The organism is Streptomyces sp. NPDC005423 (assembly GCF_040606415.1).
GTDB lineage: Bacteria > Actinomycetota > Actinomycetes > Streptomycetales > Streptomycetaceae > Streptomyces.
In genome coordinates, this window is sequence record NZ_JBEXET010000024.1 from 27,555 (window position 1) to 44,773 (window position 17,219).

At 74.0% G+C, this 17,219-nt stretch carries 16 protein-coding genes; 12 read left to right on the plus strand and 4 right to left on the minus strand.

What is annotated here, in order from left to right:
* Positions 1-119: 119 nt before the first annotated feature.
* Positions 120-1,100 carry a DUF3048 domain-containing protein gene (locus ABZT12_RS23875; protein WP_356388067.1) on the plus strand — a complete coding sequence of 327 codons (981 nt, stop codon included), beginning with the start codon at positions 120-122 and terminating at the stop codon, positions 1,098-1,100.
* A 6-nt stretch (positions 1,101-1,106) separates the two neighbouring features.
* Here the strand turns inward: ABZT12_RS23875 and ABZT12_RS23880 are convergent, their stop codons facing one another.
* The gene (locus tag ABZT12_RS23880; protein WP_356388069.1) at positions 1,107-1,571 is read right to left on the minus strand and encodes a MarR family transcriptional regulator; all 465 of its coding nucleotides are present in this window, start codon (positions 1,569-1,571) and stop codon (positions 1,107-1,109) included.
* Positions 1,572-1,791: 220 nt separating this feature from the next.
* Here ABZT12_RS23880 and ABZT12_RS23885 point away from each other — a divergent pair, with 220 nt between their 5' ends.
* The 8 genes from ABZT12_RS23885 (at position 1,792) to ABZT12_RS23920 (ending at position 9,196) form a co-directional block, all read left to right on the plus strand.
* Positions 1,792-2,547, plus strand: a complete 756-nt coding sequence (locus tag ABZT12_RS23885; protein WP_356388071.1) for a CoA transferase subunit A — start codon at positions 1,792-1,794, stop codon at positions 2,545-2,547.
* The gene (locus tag ABZT12_RS23890; protein ID WP_356388073.1) at positions 2,547-3,251 is read left to right on the plus strand and encodes a CoA transferase subunit B; all 705 of its coding nucleotides are present in this window, start codon (positions 2,547-2,549) and stop codon (positions 3,249-3,251) included. Before ABZT12_RS23885 ends, ABZT12_RS23890 begins: the two co-directional genes overlap by 1 nt.
* Entirely contained in the window at positions 3,248-4,471 is a 1,224-nt protein-coding gene (locus ABZT12_RS23895) for a thiolase family protein (RefSeq protein WP_356388075.1), read from the plus strand. Before ABZT12_RS23890 ends, ABZT12_RS23895 begins: the two co-directional genes overlap by 4 nt.
* 11 nt (positions 4,472-4,482) lie before the next feature.
* Positions 4,483-5,256: a protocatechuate 3,4-dioxygenase subunit beta gene (gene pcaH, locus ABZT12_RS23900; RefSeq protein WP_356388077.1), complete on the plus strand. Its 774-nt coding sequence runs from the start codon at positions 4,483-4,485 to the stop codon at positions 5,254-5,256.
* 6 nt (positions 5,257-5,262) lie between these two features.
* A complete protein-coding gene (pcaG, locus tag ABZT12_RS23905) occupies positions 5,263-5,868 on the plus strand; it encodes a protocatechuate 3,4-dioxygenase subunit alpha (protein ID WP_356388079.1) in 606 nt (201 codons plus the stop codon).
* On the plus strand, positions 5,865-7,202 hold the full coding sequence (gene pcaB, locus ABZT12_RS23910) for a 3-carboxy-cis,cis-muconate cycloisomerase (protein WP_356388081.1): 1,338 nt from the start codon (positions 5,865-5,867) through the stop codon (positions 7,200-7,202). The genes pcaG and pcaB overlap by 4 nt, the downstream gene beginning before the upstream one ends.
* Entirely contained in the window at positions 7,199-8,314 is a 1,116-nt protein-coding gene (gene pcaD / locus ABZT12_RS23915; protein ID WP_356388083.1) for a 3-oxoadipate enol-lactonase, read from the plus strand. Before pcaB ends, pcaD begins: the two co-directional genes overlap by 4 nt.
* A gap of 90 nt (positions 8,315-8,404) precedes the next feature.
* The gene (locus ABZT12_RS23920; RefSeq protein ID WP_356388085.1) at positions 8,405-9,196 is read left to right on the plus strand and encodes an SDR family NAD(P)-dependent oxidoreductase; all 792 of its coding nucleotides are present in this window, start codon (positions 8,405-8,407) and stop codon (positions 9,194-9,196) included.
* 73 nt (positions 9,197-9,269) lie between these two features.
* Here the strand turns inward: ABZT12_RS23920 and ABZT12_RS23925 are convergent, their stop codons facing one another.
* The gene (locus ABZT12_RS23925) at positions 9,270-11,948 is read right to left on the minus strand and encodes an AAA family ATPase (protein WP_356388087.1); all 2,679 of its coding nucleotides are present in this window, start codon (positions 11,946-11,948) and stop codon (positions 9,270-9,272) included.
* A 427-nt stretch (positions 11,949-12,375) separates the two neighbouring features.
* Here ABZT12_RS23925 and ABZT12_RS23930 point away from each other — a divergent pair, with 427 nt between their 5' ends.
* Complete coding sequence (locus ABZT12_RS23930) at positions 12,376-13,404, plus strand: DUF2510 domain-containing protein (protein WP_356388089.1); 1,029 nt, start codon at positions 12,376-12,378, stop codon at positions 13,402-13,404.
* 292 nt (positions 13,405-13,696) lie between these two features.
* On the opposite strand, the gene ABZT12_RS23935 is transcribed toward ABZT12_RS23930, so the two are convergent.
* Positions 13,697-14,356: a TetR/AcrR family transcriptional regulator C-terminal ligand-binding domain-containing protein gene (locus ABZT12_RS23935; protein ID WP_356388091.1), complete on the minus strand. Its 660-nt coding sequence runs from the start codon at positions 14,354-14,356 to the stop codon at positions 13,697-13,699.
* A gap of 213 nt (positions 14,357-14,569) precedes the next feature.
* Between ABZT12_RS23935 and ABZT12_RS23940 the strand changes: the two genes are divergently transcribed.
* Both ABZT12_RS23940 and ABZT12_RS23945 read left to right on the plus strand, forming a co-directional pair.
* Positions 14,570-15,370 (plus strand): phosphatase PAP2 family protein, encoded by an 801-nt coding sequence (locus tag ABZT12_RS23940; RefSeq protein ID WP_356388093.1) that lies wholly within the window; start codon positions 14,570-14,572, stop codon positions 15,368-15,370.
* Complete coding sequence (locus tag ABZT12_RS23945) at positions 15,367-16,326, plus strand: hypothetical protein (RefSeq protein WP_356388096.1); 960 nt, start codon at positions 15,367-15,369, stop codon at positions 16,324-16,326. The genes ABZT12_RS23940 and ABZT12_RS23945 overlap by 4 nt, the downstream gene beginning before the upstream one ends.
* Positions 16,327-16,343: 17 nt before the next feature.
* Here ABZT12_RS23945 and ABZT12_RS23950 read toward each other — a convergent pair whose 3' ends face one another.
* Positions 16,344-17,180: a phospholipid scramblase-related protein gene (locus ABZT12_RS23950; RefSeq protein WP_356388098.1), complete on the minus strand. Its 837-nt coding sequence runs from the start codon at positions 17,178-17,180 to the stop codon at positions 16,344-16,346.
* Between the last annotated feature and the right edge of the window lie 39 nt (positions 17,181-17,219).

Here is a 17,219-nt window from a genome sequence, read left to right on the forward strand (position 1 = left end):
CCCGGGCCGCTACGCCGATCGGCCGCGCCGGCGCACACCGGCGCGACCCAGCGGGTAGGGCCACCGGTGAACGGACAAGAGCACGATCGCCAACACGAGACGCGGTGGCAACGGTGGGCATGGGACGAAGGACGCGGACAAGACGGGCCGTGACGACGGCGGCGCTGCTGGCCGCCACGGTGACGACCGCTCTGGCGGCGGGCTGCACCGCCCAGCACGGCGACCGGACGGACGACGGGCGCGGCCGGAGTCCGGCCTCGACCCCGAGCACCGAGCGGAGCCCCGCCGGTCCGGTGCTCGCCGTGAAGATCGACAACGTCGGCGCGGCCCGCCCGCAGACCGGCCTGGACGCGGCCGATGTCATCTACGCCGAGCAGGTCGAGGGCGGCCTGAGCCGGCTGATGGCCGTCTTCGCGACCAGGCTGCCGAAGGCCGTCGGGCCGGTGCGCAGTGCCCGTGAGTCCGATCTGGAGCTGCTGCGCCAGTTCGACCGTCCGACGCTGGCCTTCTCCGGAGCGCAGGGCAAGCTGCTCCCGCTGATCGGCCGGGCGCCGCTGACGGCGCGCTCCCCCGACCAGGCGTCCGCGGCCTACTACCGGGGAACCTCCCACGCGGCGCCGCACAACCTCTATGTGCGCCCCGGCCGGCTGCTCGGCGCGGCCCCGGGCGCGGCGGCGCTGACGACCGGTTTCCGCTACGGCGCCGCACCGGCCGGCGGCACCGCGCTGACCCACCGCGCCGTGCGCTACCCGGCGGCGGCCTTCACCTTCGACTGGTCGGCGGAGAAGGGCCGTTGGCTGGTCGGTGAGGACGGCGGACCGGCGCTGACGAGCGACGGGAAACCGCTGGCGCCGGCGACGGTCGTCGTGCAGTACGTGAGGATCCGCTCCTCGCGCTACCACGACGTCCTCGGCAACAACACGCCGTACACCGAGTCGGTCGGCTCCGGAACGGCCCAGGTGCTGCGCGGCGGCCGGGCCTACGACGTCCGCTGGAAGCGGCCGACGGCGGCGGGCGGTACGCGGTTCACGACGGCGGACGGTACCCCGGTGAACTTCGCGAAGGGCCAGGTCTGGGTGGTGTTCGCCAAGGCCTCCTGACGGGCTTCAGGGGCGGGCGGCGTGGGGCTCCGCGGGACGGCGCAGCCCCTCGGCCGCGTCCGCGACCCGTTGGATGAGGTCGAAGAAGACGCTCTGTTCGGCGGCGGAGAGCGGCGCGAGGAACACCTGGTTCATCCGGGCGGTGCGCACGGTCAGCTTGCGGTGGGTGCGCACTCCGTCGTCGGTCAGGCGCAGCAGGAAGCGGCGGCCGTCCCGCGGATCGCGCGCCTTGTCCAGGAGTCCGCGACGGTCGAGCCGGCTGATCACCTCGGCGATCGTCGACCGGTCGAGGCCCACCCGCTCCCCCACCGTGCGCTGATCGAGCCCGGGTTCGGCGACGAGCGCGTTCATGACCGCGAACTGCGGCGAGGTGATCTCCTCCGAGACCATCGTGTTCCACAGCAGGTAGTGGGCCTGCTGAAGGCGCCGGGCGAGGTGCCCGGGATGGGTGGTGAGGTCCGCCGCGGCCATCCGCGCTCCCCCTGAGTGAGATCCGTCAGTTCGTCTGTGCACTGAACGATAGCGTGTGTCACCGCGCCACGCGTCCGCCCCTTCCGAGCGCTACGAAGCGGTTGTACTGGGGTCTTGACGGCCTGGCCCGCCGATGGCAGCGTGAGGGAGCCCTCGCGGAAATAGTCAGTGCGCTGAGCATTCGGGGGTCAGGACGCCGGAAAGAGATGGGGCTGCACGGATGGACAAGGTGGTCGCCACGGCCCAGGAGGCGGTGGCCGATGTACCGGACGGCGCGACCCTCGCGGTCGGCGGTTTCGGGCTGAGCGGGGTGCCGAACGTACTGATCCGGGCGCTGTACGAGCGCGGGGTCGGCGGCCTCGGCGTGGTCTCCAACAACTGCGGGGCGATGGAGTCCGGGCTCGCGGTGCTGCTCGCGGCGGGGCGGGTCGCGCGGGTGACCGGTTCCTACATCGGCGGGAACAAGGAGTTCGCCCGCCAGTACCTGGCCGGCGAACTGGAGGTGGAGATGATCCCGCAGGGCACCCTCGCCGAACGCCTGCGGGCCGGCGGCGCCGGCATCCCCGCCTTCTACACCCCGGCCGGCGTCGGCACCCAGGTCGCCGACGGCGGACTGCCCTGGCGCTACGACGGCTCCGGCGGCGTCGCGCTCGCCTCGCCGCCGAAGGAGGTGCGCGAGTTCGACGGCACCGAGTACGTGCTGGAGCGGGCCATCCGCACCGACTTCGCGCTGGTCCGGGCCGCCCGGGGCGACCGGCACGGGAACCTGGTCTTCAACAAGTCCACCCGCAACTTCAACCCCCTCGCGGCGATGGCGGGGCGGGTGACCATCGCCGAGGTGGAGGAGCTGGTCGAACCGGGCGCGATCGACCCGGACGCGGTGCACCTGCCGGGGATCTTCGTGCGGCGGGTGGTGCCCCTCACCCCGGAACAGGCCGCCGACAAGCGGATCGAGCGACGGACGGTGACCGGCTGATGGCATGGACACGGGAGGAGATGGCGGGCCGCGCGGCCCGCGAACTCCGGGACGGCCAGTACGTCAATCTCGGCATCGGCCTGCCGACCCTGATCCCCAACCACCTTCCCGCCGGGGTCGAGGTGATCCTCGAATCCGAGAACGGCATCCTCGGCACCGGCCCCTATCCGGCCGACGACCAGGTCGACCCGGATCTGATCAACGCCGGCAAGGAGACCGTGACGGTCCTGCCGGGCGCGTCCTTCTTCGACTCCGCGCTCTCCTTCTCGATGATCCGCGGCGGCCACATCGACGTCGCCGTACTGGGCGCCATGCAGGTGTCCGCCGGTGGCGACCTGGCGAACTGGGCGGTGCCGGGGAAGCTGATCACCGGTATCGGCGGGGCGATGGACCTGGTGCACGGCGCCCGCACGGTGATCGTCGTGATGACCCACACCGCCAAGGACGGCTCCCCGAAGATTCTTCAGGAGTGCTCGCTGCCGCTCACCGGCCGGGCGTGTGTGAACCGGATCATCACCGACCTCGGCGTGCTCGACGTCACCGCCGACGGCCTCGTACTGATCGAGACGGCGCCGGGTGTCGCCGCCGACGAGATCACCGCGAAGACCGCCGCGAAGGTCCTCGTACCGGCAGCGCTGACAGCACCCGCAGTCCCCGCCGCACCCGCCGCACCCGCCGCACCCGCCGAGGAGGTCCCGTCGTGAGCACCGCGCAGGGCACACTCAAGGACGTCTACGTCGTCGACGCCGTCCGCACCCCGTTCGGCAGGTACGGCGGCGGACTCGCCACCGTCCGCCCCGACGACCTGGCCGCCCACGTCATCCGTGAACTCCTCGCCCGTACGCCGGGGTTGGACCCCGCCCGGATCGGCGACGTCTACTTCGGGAACGCCAACGGCGCCGGCGAGGAGAACCGCGACGTCGCCCGGATGGCCGCCCTGCTCGCCGGGGTGCCCACCTCCGTGCCCGGCGTCACCGTCAACCGGCTCTGCGCCTCCGGGCTCGAAGCGGTCGTCCAGGCGGCCCGCGCCATCGCCGTCGGGGACGCCTCGATCGCCCTGGCCGGCGGGGTGGAGTCGATGACCCGCGCACCCTACGTACTGCCCAAGTCCGACCGGCCCTTCCCCGCCGGACACACCGAGCTGTACTCGACCACCCTCGGCTGGCGCATGGTCAACCCGAGGATGGAACCCCGCTGGACCGCCCCCCTCGGCGAGTCCGCCGAACTCATCGCCGACAAGCACGGGATCTGCCGGGAGCAGCAGGACGAGTTCGCCCTCGCCAGCCACCGGAAGGCGGCGGCGGCCTGGCGCGAGGGCCTCTTCGACGACGAGATCGTCCCGGTCCCGGTCCCGCGGCGCAAGGGCGACCCGGTCCCGTTCGCAGCCGACGAGTGCGTACGCGCCGACGCGTCCCTGTCCGCGATGGGCCGCCTGAAGCCGTCGTTCCGCACCGAGGACGGCACGGTGACCGCGGGCAACGCCTCGCCCTTGAACGACGGCGCCGCCGCCCTCCTCCTCACCGACGAGGCGGGCCTCGCCGCCACCGGCCGCGAACCGCTGGCCCGGATCTCCGCGACCGGCGTCTGCGGCATCGACCCGGACTACTTCGGCCTCGCCCCCGTCGAAGCCGTCCACCGCGCACTCGCCAAGACAGGCAGGGGATTTGACGACCTGTCAGTCCTGGAGCTGAACGAGGCGTTCGCCGCCCAGGTCCTGGGATGCGTCGCCGAGTGGCCCGAGTTCGACCCGGCGATCCTCAACCCGCGGGGCGGAGCGATCGCCCTCGGTCACCCGCTCGGCGCCTCCGGCGCCCGCCTGGCCGGCACCGTCGCCCACCAACTGGCCCGCCGCGGCACGGGAGTCGGTGTCGCCACCCTCTGCATCGGCGTGGGCCAGGGCCTCGCCCTCGTCCTCGAACGGTAGGAACCCCCGCCATGGCTCTCACCCAGCACGACATCGACCAGGAGATCGCGGCCGAGCACGCCGCCTACGAGAAGCGGCTCGCCGACGGCGCCCCCGTCGAACACCACCCGCGCCGCGACTACGCCCCCTACCGCTCCTCGCTGCTGCGCCACCCGAAACAGCCCCCGGTCACCATCGACGTGTCGAAGGACCCGGAGCTGGTGGAGCTGGCCTCCCCCGCCTTCGGCGAGCGGGACATCACCGAGATCGACAACGACCTGACCCGGCAGCACCACGGAGACCCGCTCGGCGAGCGCATCACCGTCTCCGGCCGGCTGCTGGACCGGTCCGGGCGGCCGGTGCGCGGTCAGCTCGTGGAGATCTGGCAGGCCAACTCGGCCGGCCGGTACGCCCACCAGCGCGAGCAGCACGACGCCCCGCTGGACCCCAACTTCACCGGTGTGGGGCGGACGTTGACGGACGGGGCGGGCCGTTACCGCTTCACCACCGTCCAGCCCGGCCCCTACCCCTGGCGCAACCACGTCAACGCCTGGCGCCCGGCGCACATCCACTTCTCGCTCTTCGGCTCGGCGTTCACCCAGCGCCTGGTGACGCAGATGTACTTCCCGAACGACCCGCTCTTCCCCTACGACCCGATCCTGCAGTCGGTGACCGACGACGCCGCCCGGCAGCGGCTGGTCGCGACCTACGACCACGGCCTGTCCGTGCCCGAGTTCTCCCTCGGCTACCACTGGGACATCGTGCTGGACGGACCGGCCGCCACCTGGATCGAAGAAGGACGCTGACCCGCCATGACGAAGATCGACACGAGCAGCCCGGAGTCCGTCCTGCCCACCCCGTCGCACACGGTCGGCCCTTTCTACGGATACGCGCTGCCCTTCCCCGGCGGCGGCGACATCGCCCCCGTGGGCCACCCCGACACGATCACCCTCCAGGGCTACGTGTACGACGGTGACGGCAGCCCGCTGCCCGACGCCTTCGTGGAGCTGTGGGGGCCCGGTCCGGACGGGAGGCTCTCCACCGTCGACGGTTCGCTGCGGCGCGACCCCGCCACCGGCGGCCATCTCGGGCGCAACGGCGTGGAGTTCACCGGCTGGGGACGGATCCAGACCGACGCCAACGGCCACTGGTACGCCCGTACGCTGCGGCCCGGCCCGCGCGGGAACAGCGCCCCCTGCCTGAGCGTCTGCCTCTTCGCGCGCGGTCTGCTGACCCACCTCTTCACCCGGATCTACCTGCCGGGCGACGAGCCGGCGCTCGCCGCCGACCCACTGCTCTCCGGGCTGCCGGAGGAGCGACGCGCCACGCTGGTCGCCGCCGATCAGGGCCGGGACACGTACCGTTTCGACATCCGCCTTCAGGGCGAGGGCGAGACGGTCTTCCTGGAGTTCCGGTGACAGCTGAGGTCGACCCCGCCGAGTCCGGCCTGCTCGCCCCCGGGTGGGCCGGTTCCCCGGCCGCGTCCGCCACGAGCGACACCGCCTATCTGCGGGCGCTGCTCGACGCGGAGGCCGCCCTGACCCGCGCGCAGGCCGCGCTGGGGCTGGCCCCGGCCGCGGCGGCGGCGGCGGTGACGGCCGCGGCCGACCCGGACCGCTACGACGTGGCCGCGCTCGCCGGACGGGCCCGGGCCGGCGGCAATCCGGTGATCCCGCTGGTCGCCGAGGTGACGAAGGCGGTCGGCGAGGAGCACGGCCCGTACGTGCACCGGGGAGCGACCAGCCAGGACATCATGGACACCGCGACGATGCTGGTCGCCTCGCGCGCCCTCGGCCCCCTCCTCGCCGATCTCGCCCGCACGGAACGGGCGTTGGCTCGCCTGGCCGCCGCCCACCGGGACACCCCGATGCCGGGCCGCACCCTCACCCAGCACGCCGTACCCACCACCTTCGGGCTGAAGGCGGCCGGCTGGCGGTCCCTGGTGCTCGACGCCCGCGACCGGGTGACGGCCGTACGGGACGGGCTGCCCGCGCAACTCGGCGGCGCGGCGGGGACGTTGGCGGCCTTCGGGGCGTACGGCGCCACCGACCCGCTCGCCCTGGCCGCCGCCTACGCGCGTGAACTGGGCCTGCGTGAACCGCTGTTGCCGTGGCACACCCTGCGGACGCCGGTCGCCGATCTCGCCGGGTGCCTGGCGTTCACGGCGGGGGCGCTCGGCAAGACGGCCGCCGATGTGCTCACCCTCTGCCGTACCGAGACCGCCGAACTGTCGGAAGGCAGCGGCGGCGGCTCCTCGGCCATGCCGCACAAGGCGAACCCCGTACGGTCCACGCTGATCGCGGCCGCCGCCCGGCGCGCCCCGCTCCTCGCGGCCACGCTGTACGGGTCGCTGGTGGCCGAGGACGAACGGCCGGCCGGGGCCTGGCACGCCGAGTGGGAACCGCTGCGGGACCTGCTGCGGCTGGTCGGCGGCGCCGCCCGGGACGCGGCCGAACTCACCGAGGGGCTGCGGGTGCACCCGGAGGTGATGCGCGAACACCTCGCCCTGACCCACGGGTTGATCGCCTCCGAGCGGCTCTCCGCCGAGCTGACGCCCGTCCTGGGCCGGGCCCGGGCCCGGGAGCTGCTCACCGAGGCCGCCGGGCGCGCCTACGCCGAGAACCGTCCTCTGGCCGAACTGCTCGCCGGATACCCGGAGTTGCGGGGTGTCGCATGGGACGAGCACGCCGACCCCGCCCGCTACACCGGCTCCGCCGGAGCCCTCACCGACCGTGCCCTGGAGCGACGTTGACCGAGACCCTGCTCAACCACCGTGCGGAAGGGGCGACTTCCGCTCCCCCGCTGCTGCTCGGACCCTCGCTGGGCACCTCGTACGCCCTCTGGGACAAGGTGGCGCCCGAACTGTCCGTCACCCATCGGGTGATCCGCTGGGACCTGCCCGGGCACGGCGGCTCGGCACCCGGTCTGATCGGCCCCGGCGCGACCGTCGGCGACCTGGCCGGCCTGGTGCTGGCGCTGGCCGACTCCCTCGGCATCGAGCGCTTCGGGTACGCGGGGGTCTCCCTGGGCGGTGCCGTCGGGCTGCATCTCGCCGTGCACCACCCCGAGCGGCTCGCCTCACTGGCGGTCATCTGTTCCTCGGCGCACTTCGGCGGCGCGCGGCCGTGGGCCGAACGGGCCGCGCTGGTACGGCGCGAGGGGCTGGCCTCGCTGGTGGCGAGCGCCGGCGCGCGCTGGTTCACCGAGGGCTTCACCGTGCCGGAGCTGGTCGCCGACCAGGGTGCGGCGGATCCGGCCGCGTACGCCGCGTGCTGTGACGCGCTGGCCGCGTTCGACCTGCGCGACCGGCTGCCCGAAATCTCCGCGCGCACCCTGCTCGTCGCCGGCCGCGAGGACGCGGCGACCCCGCCCGCGCAGCTGCGGGAGATCGCCGACGCCGTGCCGGGCGCGGCGCTGGTCGAGATCCCGGGCGCCGCGCACCTGGCGCCCGCCGAACGCCCCGAGGCGGTCCTCACCGCGCTGCGGGCGCACCTCGGCGGGGACGCGGGCCGTGGGACGGAGGTGCGGCGCGAGGTGCTCGGCGACGCGCACGTGGACCGGGCGCAGGCGCGGCAGACGCCCTTCACCGCGCGCTTCCAGGACTTCATCTCGCGTTACGCCTGGGGTGAGATCTGGACCGACCCCACGCTGACGCGCCGCGAGCGCAGCATGATCACCATGACGGCGCTGGTCGCGCACGGGCACTACGACGAGCTGGCCATGCACGTCCGGGCGGCCCGCCACAACGGGCTCACGCCGGAGGAGATCGGCGCCGTACTGCTGCAGAGCGCCGTGTACTGCGGGGTGCCGGCGGCCAACTCGGCGTTCGCGACGGCCCAGCGGGTGCTCGCGGAGGAGGACTAGCGGAGAGCGGCGGCGGCCCAGGGTGACCCTGCCGGTCGTACGTCCGCCGGCATCAGGTGCGGGCCGGGGTCGCGTGCCTAGGCTGAGTGCATGACCACTGTCCTGATCACCGGCGCCACCTCCGGGCTCGGCCGGTACGTCGCCTTCGCACTCGTCCGCTCCGGGCACCACGTCCTCGCGCACGGACGCGACCCGGACCGTACCCGGCGGCTCGTCGAGGAGCTGCGCGCCGAGGGCACCGCCGAGGGGTTCGTCGCCGACCTGGCCTCGCTGGCCCGGGTACGGGAGCTGGGCGAGCGGGTGGCCGCCGCGCATCCCCGGCTCGACGTGCTGGTCAACAACGCGGGTGTCGGCACCGGTTCGCCCGGAGCGGGGCGGGAGTCGAGCGCCGACGGGCACGAACTGCGGCTGGCGGTCAACTACTTGGCGCCGGTCGTGCTGACCCGGACGCTGTTGCCGGCGCTGCGTGCGGGCGCCCCGTCGCGGATCGTCAACGTCGGCTCCGCCGGGCAGGAGCCGCTCGACTTCGACGATCCCGAATTCACCCGCGGCTACGACGCGTTCGGCGCGTACCGCCGCAGCAAGTTCGCGCTCGCGGCCCATACGTTTGCCCTGGCGCGGGAGTTGGACGGCACCGGCGTCTCGGTCAACGTGCTGCATCCGGCGACCTTCATGGACACCGCGATGGTCCGCGAGGGCGGTGTCACGCCCCTGCACACGGTCGCCGACGGCGCCCCCGGCGTCCTCGCCCTCGCCACCCGGGAGTCGGGCACCGGCGGCTACTTCGACGGCACCCGTCCGGCCCGCGCCCACGAAGGCACCTACGACCCCGAGATCCTCAAACGCCTCGCGGCGGTCACCGAGCAACTGCTCGCGCTGTGACGGATGTTGGGGCCCGTCCGACAGCACGCGCGAAACGGCGCGGGGCGAAGCCCCCGGTGCGGTGCGGTGCGGCTCAGCGCAGGCCGCGCCCCGTGGCCAGCACCTCCCGTGCCTGAGCGGCCAGACCGTCCGCACCACACGAACGGGCCAGCGTCAGACCCCGGTTGAGCTCGGCCACGGACCGCGCGGCGATGCCGTACTCGACCCGGGCGGCGGCGTGTTCGTACTGGCAGGGCGACGCCTCCAGGTAGGCGACCGCCTGCGCGGCCAGGCGTACCGCGCGCTGGCCGGTCTCCAGGGCGGCGCCGCAGCGCAGGGCCTCGCCGATCGCGGTGTCGGTGCCGAAGCGCTCGGCCAGCCGGCGGGCGTCGGAGGCGAGCCGGGCGGCGCGGGCCGGGTCCTCCGAGGCGACGGCCCGCGCGAGGTCGACCGCCCACGGCCCCATCACCGGGTTGTGGTGGCCGCGCGCGGTCGCCGCCTTCTCGGCCTGCTCCAGTTCCTCGATGCCTTCCTCGGTGCGGCCGACGGCGAGCAGCAGCCGGCCGCGGACGCAGCGCGGGTCGGGCAGCACGATGGGAGACGGGTACGGCGGGGCGAAGCCGTACTGTTCGGCGATCGCCCAGGCCTCCTCCACGTGGCCGCGGGCGAGGAGGGTGTCGACGAGGTTGCACGTCGCCGACCAGTACAGGGGCAGCCCGCGGCCCACCCGTTCGGCCAGCCGCAGCGACTCCCGCAGGGAGCTCTCGGCCTCGCGGAGCCGGCCGCGCCTGCGGTGGCCGAGACCGACGTAGGCGTGGGCCAGGGCGAGGTGGCCGCCGCTCCAGCCGGCGGTCTCGTAGGTGCGCAGCCCCTCCGAGTAGAGGCTCTCCGCCCGGTCGAGCCGGTCGGTGTAGGCGTACGCGGTGGCCAGCATCAGCAGGAGTTCGAGGCCCCACTCGGTGTCGGTCCAGCCGAGCCCGGGCGCGAGCCGGCGGTTGACGAGCGCGCGGTCGCACAGCGCCACGACCTCCTCGGCGCTCTCGCCGTGGGTCATCGCGTCGAAGCCGCGCAGCATCAGCAGCGCCCGCTCGGAGTTGTCCCGGCCGGTGCAGGTGCGGGCGAGTTCGGCGAGCCGCTCGGAGCGGCCGGGCGAGCTGGACTCACCGGCGTAGATGCCCTCCCACATGTACTGCACGGCTTGGAGCCGCATCCGGGCGGGCCCCGGTTCGTGCCGGGCGGCCTCCGCCTCGACGGTGCGGACGGCCTCCTCCAACTGGTCGTTGTGGAGCAGCGCCTGGGAGAGACGGAAGACGGCGTCCACGCGCGCGTCGCCGTCGAGACCGGGCATGCCGAGCGCGGTCTGGAGATGGCCGATGGTGGTGGCGGGCGCGGTCAGCAGGGTGGCGCAGCCCAGTTCGTAGAGCACGCGCGCGTGGACCTCCGGCAGCGGCGGTTCCAGCAGGGCGCGTTCCAGGCAGCGGCGGGCCGCGTCGGGCGCGCCGACCGCGAGGTGTTCCCGGGCTGCCTCGCGCAGCTGCTCGACGAGTTCCTCGTCGTCGTCCGGGTGGACCTGGAGGAGGTGCCGGGAGGCCGCCGCGGCGCCGAGCCCGGAGTCGGTGACGACCTGGGCGGCGATGCCGTGCATGGCGGTGCAGAGCGCCTCGGGGATGGAGTTGTAGATGGCGGTGGCGATCAGCGGGTGGACGAACTCCAGCTCGGTGCCGGCCTCGGCGGAGCCCGCGGGCGCGGTGAGGATGCGGGCGGCGCACAGCAGTTCCGCGCAGCGGCCCGCTTCGTCGATGCCCATGGTGGCGAGCTTGGCGACCAGACCGACGTTGATGCCGGTGCCGAGGATGGCGGCCGCCCAGGCGAACCGGGTGGCCTCGATGCCGAGCCCCTCCAGCCGGGCGACGAGTCCGCCGCCGCGCGCGGAGCGGTTCAGTGCGCGCAGTTCGGCGGCGGAGGCCTCGACCGGGTCGAGTTCGCTGTCCTGGACCTTGGCGAGGAGTTCGACGGTCTCGTACGGGTTGCCGCCGGTGACCGCCCACACCTCGCGGCAGAACGGGGCGTCGGCGTGCGGGCCGACGGTGGCGCGGGTGAGTCCGGCGGTGGCGTCGGGGGTGAGGGCGCTGAGGTTGGTGATCGGGCGGCCCGCGGCGGCGGCGACCGCGTCGAGGTGGCGGGCGCCGTCGCCGCTGATCTCGCCGGGCCTGCGGGCGACCACCAGCAGTACGGACAGGTCGTCGAGGCGCTCGGCGAAGGCGGCGAGCCAGCGCAGGGTCTCCTGGTCGGCCCAGTGCGCGTCGTCGATCAGCAGGACGAGCGGCCATTCGCGCTTGGCGAGCCGGCGGACCGCGGCGACCAGTCCGTCGCAGACGCCCTGCGGGTCGGCCTGGCGCTCGCCGGGCTCGGTCACCCCGAGGGCGGGGCCCGCGATGTCGTACCAGTCGCCGAGGTACTCGCGCGCCTCCTCCGGCATCAGGGAGACGAGGGCCGGCTGGAGCAGCTGCCGTACGACGTTGAACGGGACGGAGCGGAGGGTCTCGCCGCCGCGGGCCGACCAGACCGCGCAGCCGCGGCGTTCGGCGATCCGGCGGGTCTCGGCCAGCAGCGCGGTCTTGCCGAGTCCGGCCTCGCCGCGGAAGACCAGCAGGCTGCCCGAGGACGACCGGTCGGCGCGGAGGGTGTCGATCGCCTCGGCCACCGCGGCGATCTCCGCGTCGCGCTCCCACAGAGAGGCCGAGGTGGCCTCCCCGGGCTCAGCCTCCGTCATCCCGTTACCTCCCCGAGTAGCCCGAACGACGTACGGAAGTCGAGCGTAGCCGTCCTGCCGCCGCAGTGGTGGACGGTCCGCGCACCTCTTGCCGGGACGGGTGACACCGGTTCCGGCAGGTCGACGCGCGCGGAGCGCCGGCGGCCTCCATGGCGCCGGAAACGGTCAACTGGCTCTGGATCGCGGATATTTCCGTACGGTCTCGATCCGCTTCGGTCATGCCGCAGGGAATGCGGGCCGTCGGGGAGGTTGGGGCGGGCGGCCCCGTCCAGCGGACCGGGCGGGCGCTGTCCGGACGGCGGACACGGGCGCGTCCGCCGGACCCGAGGGGTGCCGGAGGGTGCGGGGGCCGGCCGCCGGACCGGTGCGGCGGACCCGGGCCGGATCCTCTCATCCCGCTTTCACCGTCGCCTCATACGGTAGGGGCATGACGCAGGTGACTCCCCCCGGGTGGTACCCCGATCCCGGACAGACGAATGACGGTCCCGCCGCCGAGCGCTGGTGGGACGGCAAGGCATGGACGGACCAGACCCGCCCCACCGGGTCGGCCGGCGCATGGGGTCCCCCGACACAGCCCCCGGCCGCCGGGGCCTACCCCGCGTATCCCGCCGGACCCCCGGCCGCGCCCCGGCGCGGTCTGCGTACCGCAGCAGCCGTCGCGATCGCCGTCGTGGTGCTCGTGAGCATCGGTGTCGGCGTGTACGCGCTGGCGGGCCACGGCAGCAGCGGCAACAGCGCCGGCGGACAGGCCGGTTCGCAGCAGGGCCAGAACGCCCCCGGCGGACAGGGCGCCCCCGAGGGCCAGAACGGCACGGGCGGACAGGGCGGCCCCTTCGGTGGAAGCGGCGGAAGCGGTGGGACCGGCGGCTCCGGAGGCGGCGACGGCGCGACGCCCGCGCCGAGCGAGTCCTCGGGGCCGAAGATCAAGGCGGGCGGCACCGTCTCCGACTCGCTCGACGGCATCAGCCTGCCGGTGCCGGCCGACTGGTACGGGCAGGTGGTCGACGGCGTCACCCAGGTCACGTCGAACGACTCCTACAAGTGCCCCGGCGACACCTCCCAGTCGTGCACCAAGGGCGGCGCCTACTCGGCCCCCGCGGCCCTGCTGGGCGTCACGGGCACGACCGCCGAGGAGGTCGCGAAGGCGGACATCGCCGGCAACGCCAAGAGCTCCTACGGCGGCAAGACCTACGGCAGCCTCACCTCGCACCAGGTGCTCGCCTCCGAGGCCGTGACGGTGGCCGGACAGAAGGGCTACCTGGTCCGCTGGAAGGCGGTCACCAGCAAGGGCGCGGACGGCTATGTCGAGTCGCTCGCCTTCCCGGCGCCCGGCAGCGCGCAGCAGATCGTCGTCGTCCGCTTCGGCGTCGACGTCGGCCAGCGGCAGTCCGTCATCGACGAGATAACGAAGGGCATCGCGGTGTCCTCGGGCGACGGCAGCGGCCAGAAGATCTGACCCACCGCCCGAAAGAGCCGGCCGGGTGGGACTCCTCTCCGCTCAAGAGGAGTCCCACCCGGCCGGCGGGTCCGCGCCGCCCCCGTCCCCACGGTGCGGCGCGAGCAGGTCACCGTCCAGTCATCCCATGGACGGCGGCCTGGTTCTCAGCCGAGGGCCGCGCGGGCCCGGCGGACCGGACCCGGGACGCGTGCCCCGGCAAGCTTCTCGGTGCGTGCGGCTCCGGGGCGGCGCGGACGGCCGCCCGGGGCACGGGCCGCTCCGCCTCCCGGCGGCACGCGCGTGATCCCGGTCACGCCGGCCCGCCGGCCGGCGTCGCCCCGCCGCGGCCCGCCGAGCCGGACAGGCCCAGTGCCGGAAGGACGGCCGCCTCGACGAAGTCGACGAGGTAGTCGGGGTCCGCGTAGCACCCCTCCAGGACCGGCCGGGCGCGCAGGACGCCGAACATCTGGGCCGGTACGTACTCCAGGGCCGGGTGGTCGGCCGCCACCTCGCCGCGCTCGACACCGCGGCGCAGAATCTGCTCCAGGGCGGCGATCTCGGGGTGGACGAGCGCCTCGCGCAGCGCCTGGGAGAGCTCGCTGTCCTGGGTGACGGCGTGGCCGAGGGCCGCGACCAGCTTGGTGTCCTTCGCCGACCAGGCGCCCGCCGCCCGCGCGGCCTGCCGCAGGTCCTCGGCGAGCGAGCCGGTGTCGATCCCGCTGAAGTGCACGCGGCGGTTGGCGCGCAGGGCGGCCGCCACGAACTGGGGCTTGGTCCGCCACTGCCGGTAGAGCGTGGACTTGCTGCACCGCGTGGTGCTGGCGACGCCCTCCATGGTGACGGCCTCGTACCCGCACTCCCGGATCTGTTCGAGCACGGCGTCGAAGAACTCCTGCTCACGCTCGGGCGTGATCTTGGAGCGGCGCGAGCCGGCGACCGTCTCGGGTCCGTCCGCGGCCTGCGACGTCATCGTCTCGTCTCCTCGCTCGTCTCCGGCGGCCCGGCGGGGGCCCGCTTCCCAGTGTGTCGTATGTCAATCGATACGCCAGTGTACCGGTACCCGACCGTATCGGTACACTGGCGTATCGGAACGCATTCGTATCGATGAATTCCGGCCGCCTGACGGGTCAACCACCCGGCCGGCAGCACCCACACGCACCACCGTCAGTGAAGGGGCCGGGGGATGAATGCCCGCACCGAGCCTGCAGAAGGGGAGACCGGCGCTGTAGCGCGGCCTCCGCTCGTCCGTGAGCTCCTGCTCGTCGCAGGGCTCTTCCTCGTCTACAAGTTCGGCCGGCAGCTGGCCACGGGCCACACCGCCGAGGCCCTCCACAACGCACAGCGCGTGTGGGACCTGGAACGAGCCGTGCGTCTCCCCGGCGAGGGCGGCGTGCAGTCCCTGCTGCTGCACGGCGACACCCTCGCGCACCTCGCCAACACCTATTACGCGACCGTGCACTTCCCGGCCACCGTCGCCTTCCTGAGCTGGCTCTACCTGCGGCGCCCCGCCCACTACGTCTGGGCCCGCCGGGTCCTGGCGACGGTCACCGCCGCCGCCCTGGTGCTGCCCTTCACGTTCCCTCTCGCGCCCCCGCGCATGCTGGCCTCGACCGGCCTGGTGGACACCGCGCGGGTCTACGGCCCCTCCGTGTACGGGCCGCCGTCGAGCGACCATCTGTCCAACCAGTTCGCGGCGATGCCGTCACTGCACTTCGGCTGGGCCCTGATGGTGGCGATCGGTCTGATCGTCGCGACCCGGTCCCGGTGGCGCCCGCTGTGGCTGCTGCATCCGCTGGTCACCCTCGTGGTGATCGTCGGTACGGCGAACCACTACTGGCTCGACGCGATAGCGGCGGCCGCCCTGCTCGGTGTCACGCTCGCGGTGATCCGTCCCCCGCGCCGGACTTCGACCACCGCCCGGCATGACGGCCCCGTGATCGCCGCCGCCGAGCCCGAGCCCGTGCTCGTGGGAGCGGCCCGATGAACGCCACTCTCGTCGCCGTGGTCCTCTCCCTCTTCTCGGCCGTCGCCTACGCCGCCGCCGCCGTCGCCCAGGAACGGCTCGCCTCGGGCGACTCCGAGGCCGGCATGGCACGGCTGCTCGCCACCGGCGCCTGGTGGTGGACGGTCGTCCTCAACGCGGGCGCCGCCCTGCTGCACGTCGTGGCGCTCAAGTACGGGCCGCTGACGGTGGTGCAGCCGCTGGGCGCGCTGACCCTGGTCGCGGCGGTGCCCCTGGGGGCGCGGGTGGCCGGCCGGCGGGTCGACGGGGCGGAGTGGCGGGGCACCGCGCTCACCCTGCTGGGCCTCGCCGCGGTGCTCGTCGCGGCCTCCGGGCCCGCGCCCGACAAGGTGCTGAGCGTGCCGGAGGCGCTGGCGGTCGCGGGCACCACGGCGGTGGTGATCGGGGTGCTCGCACGGCGGGGTGCTCGGCCGGGGCTGCGGCACGCGAGCGCGTCCGGCTTCGCCTCGGGTGTGGCCTCCGCGCTCACGCAGACGGTGACGGTCGCGGCGACGGACCGCTCGGGACCGCTGCTGAGCGCGCAGGTGATCGGGGTGGCGCTGCTGGTGGCCGTGTTCGCGGCCGGCGGACTGCTGCTGTCGCAGACGGCCTACCGGGGCGGTCTCGGCGCGCCGCTCGCGGTGGTGACGCTGTCCAACCCGGTGGCCGCCGCGGCGATCGGCCTCGCGCTGCTCGGTGAACGTCTGCGGGGCGGCGCGGGCGGGATACTCCTCGCGCTGGCCGGCGCGGGCCTGGCGTCCTGGGGTGTGGTGCTGCTGACCCGGGTCCGCCCGGCCGTCGCCCTCGCCGCGCCGGACGACGACCATCCGGTGGCGGCGGTACTGGCCCTGGAGGCCCGATCCGCCTCCTCCGAACCGGCGTTGATGCCCCGGCAGCCGGGCCGGCGGTCCGAGCCGGGGCATCTCACGCCGCTGTGACCTGGGGTGGGGCTCGGTCAGCCGAAACCGCGTGAGTCCTGCTTGAGCGCGGTGTCGACGGTGAGGGCCGTCGCCACCACCAGGCTCAGCAGCGGCTCCGGCAGCTGGTAGTGGATCTGCAGGACGTAGTTGTCCGCGGTGGTGAACATCGTCTTGGCGAGGCCTTCCCAGGTCTTCGTGATCCGGGCGACCTCGTTGTCGGCGTGGTCGACGATCGCGAAGTTCCAGGCCCGCCAGTTCTCCGCCCTGATCGCGCCGACCTGCCGGCCGTCGGCGGTCATCGCGAAGTTGATCTTCCCGATCATGTTCTGCTGGACGATCTCGCCCACCGGCGAACCGTCCGGGCGGGTGACGAGCACCTTGGACTTGATGATCTTCGCCGGCCGGGTCAGCACCAGCTGCGGCTGCCCGTGCGCGTCCCGGATCTCCAGCCGGTGGGTCATGTACTGGTCGAGGCTGGAGACGAAACGCAGCGCCTTCTTCAGCGCGCTCTGGCCGATCTCGGTGACCGAGCCGATCGGATTGCCGTGCTGGTCCATGACCGTGTACTCGTTGGTCAGCTCGATCAGCTTGGCCTTCTGGTTGACCACCAGCACCGGCTCGCTGAACAGACCGCCGCCGCTGGGGCCGCCCGCGGCGACCCCGGCCTGCGCCTGGACCTGGCGCTGCACGCGCGGGTCCGGGCCGGCCGGCTGCTGGGGGACGGGCCGCGGTGCCTGCTGGGCGGCGGCCTGGCCCCCCTGGTCTGCGTTGGTGTGCTCGGTCCACCGGGAGCCGTCCCAGTAGCGAAGGGTCTGCGGCGCTCCGTGCGGGTCCGGGTACCAGCCCGCGGGAGTGTTCGATTGCGTGGTCACCGGGGCACACTACCGTGAGCCGAACGGATGACAACCGCT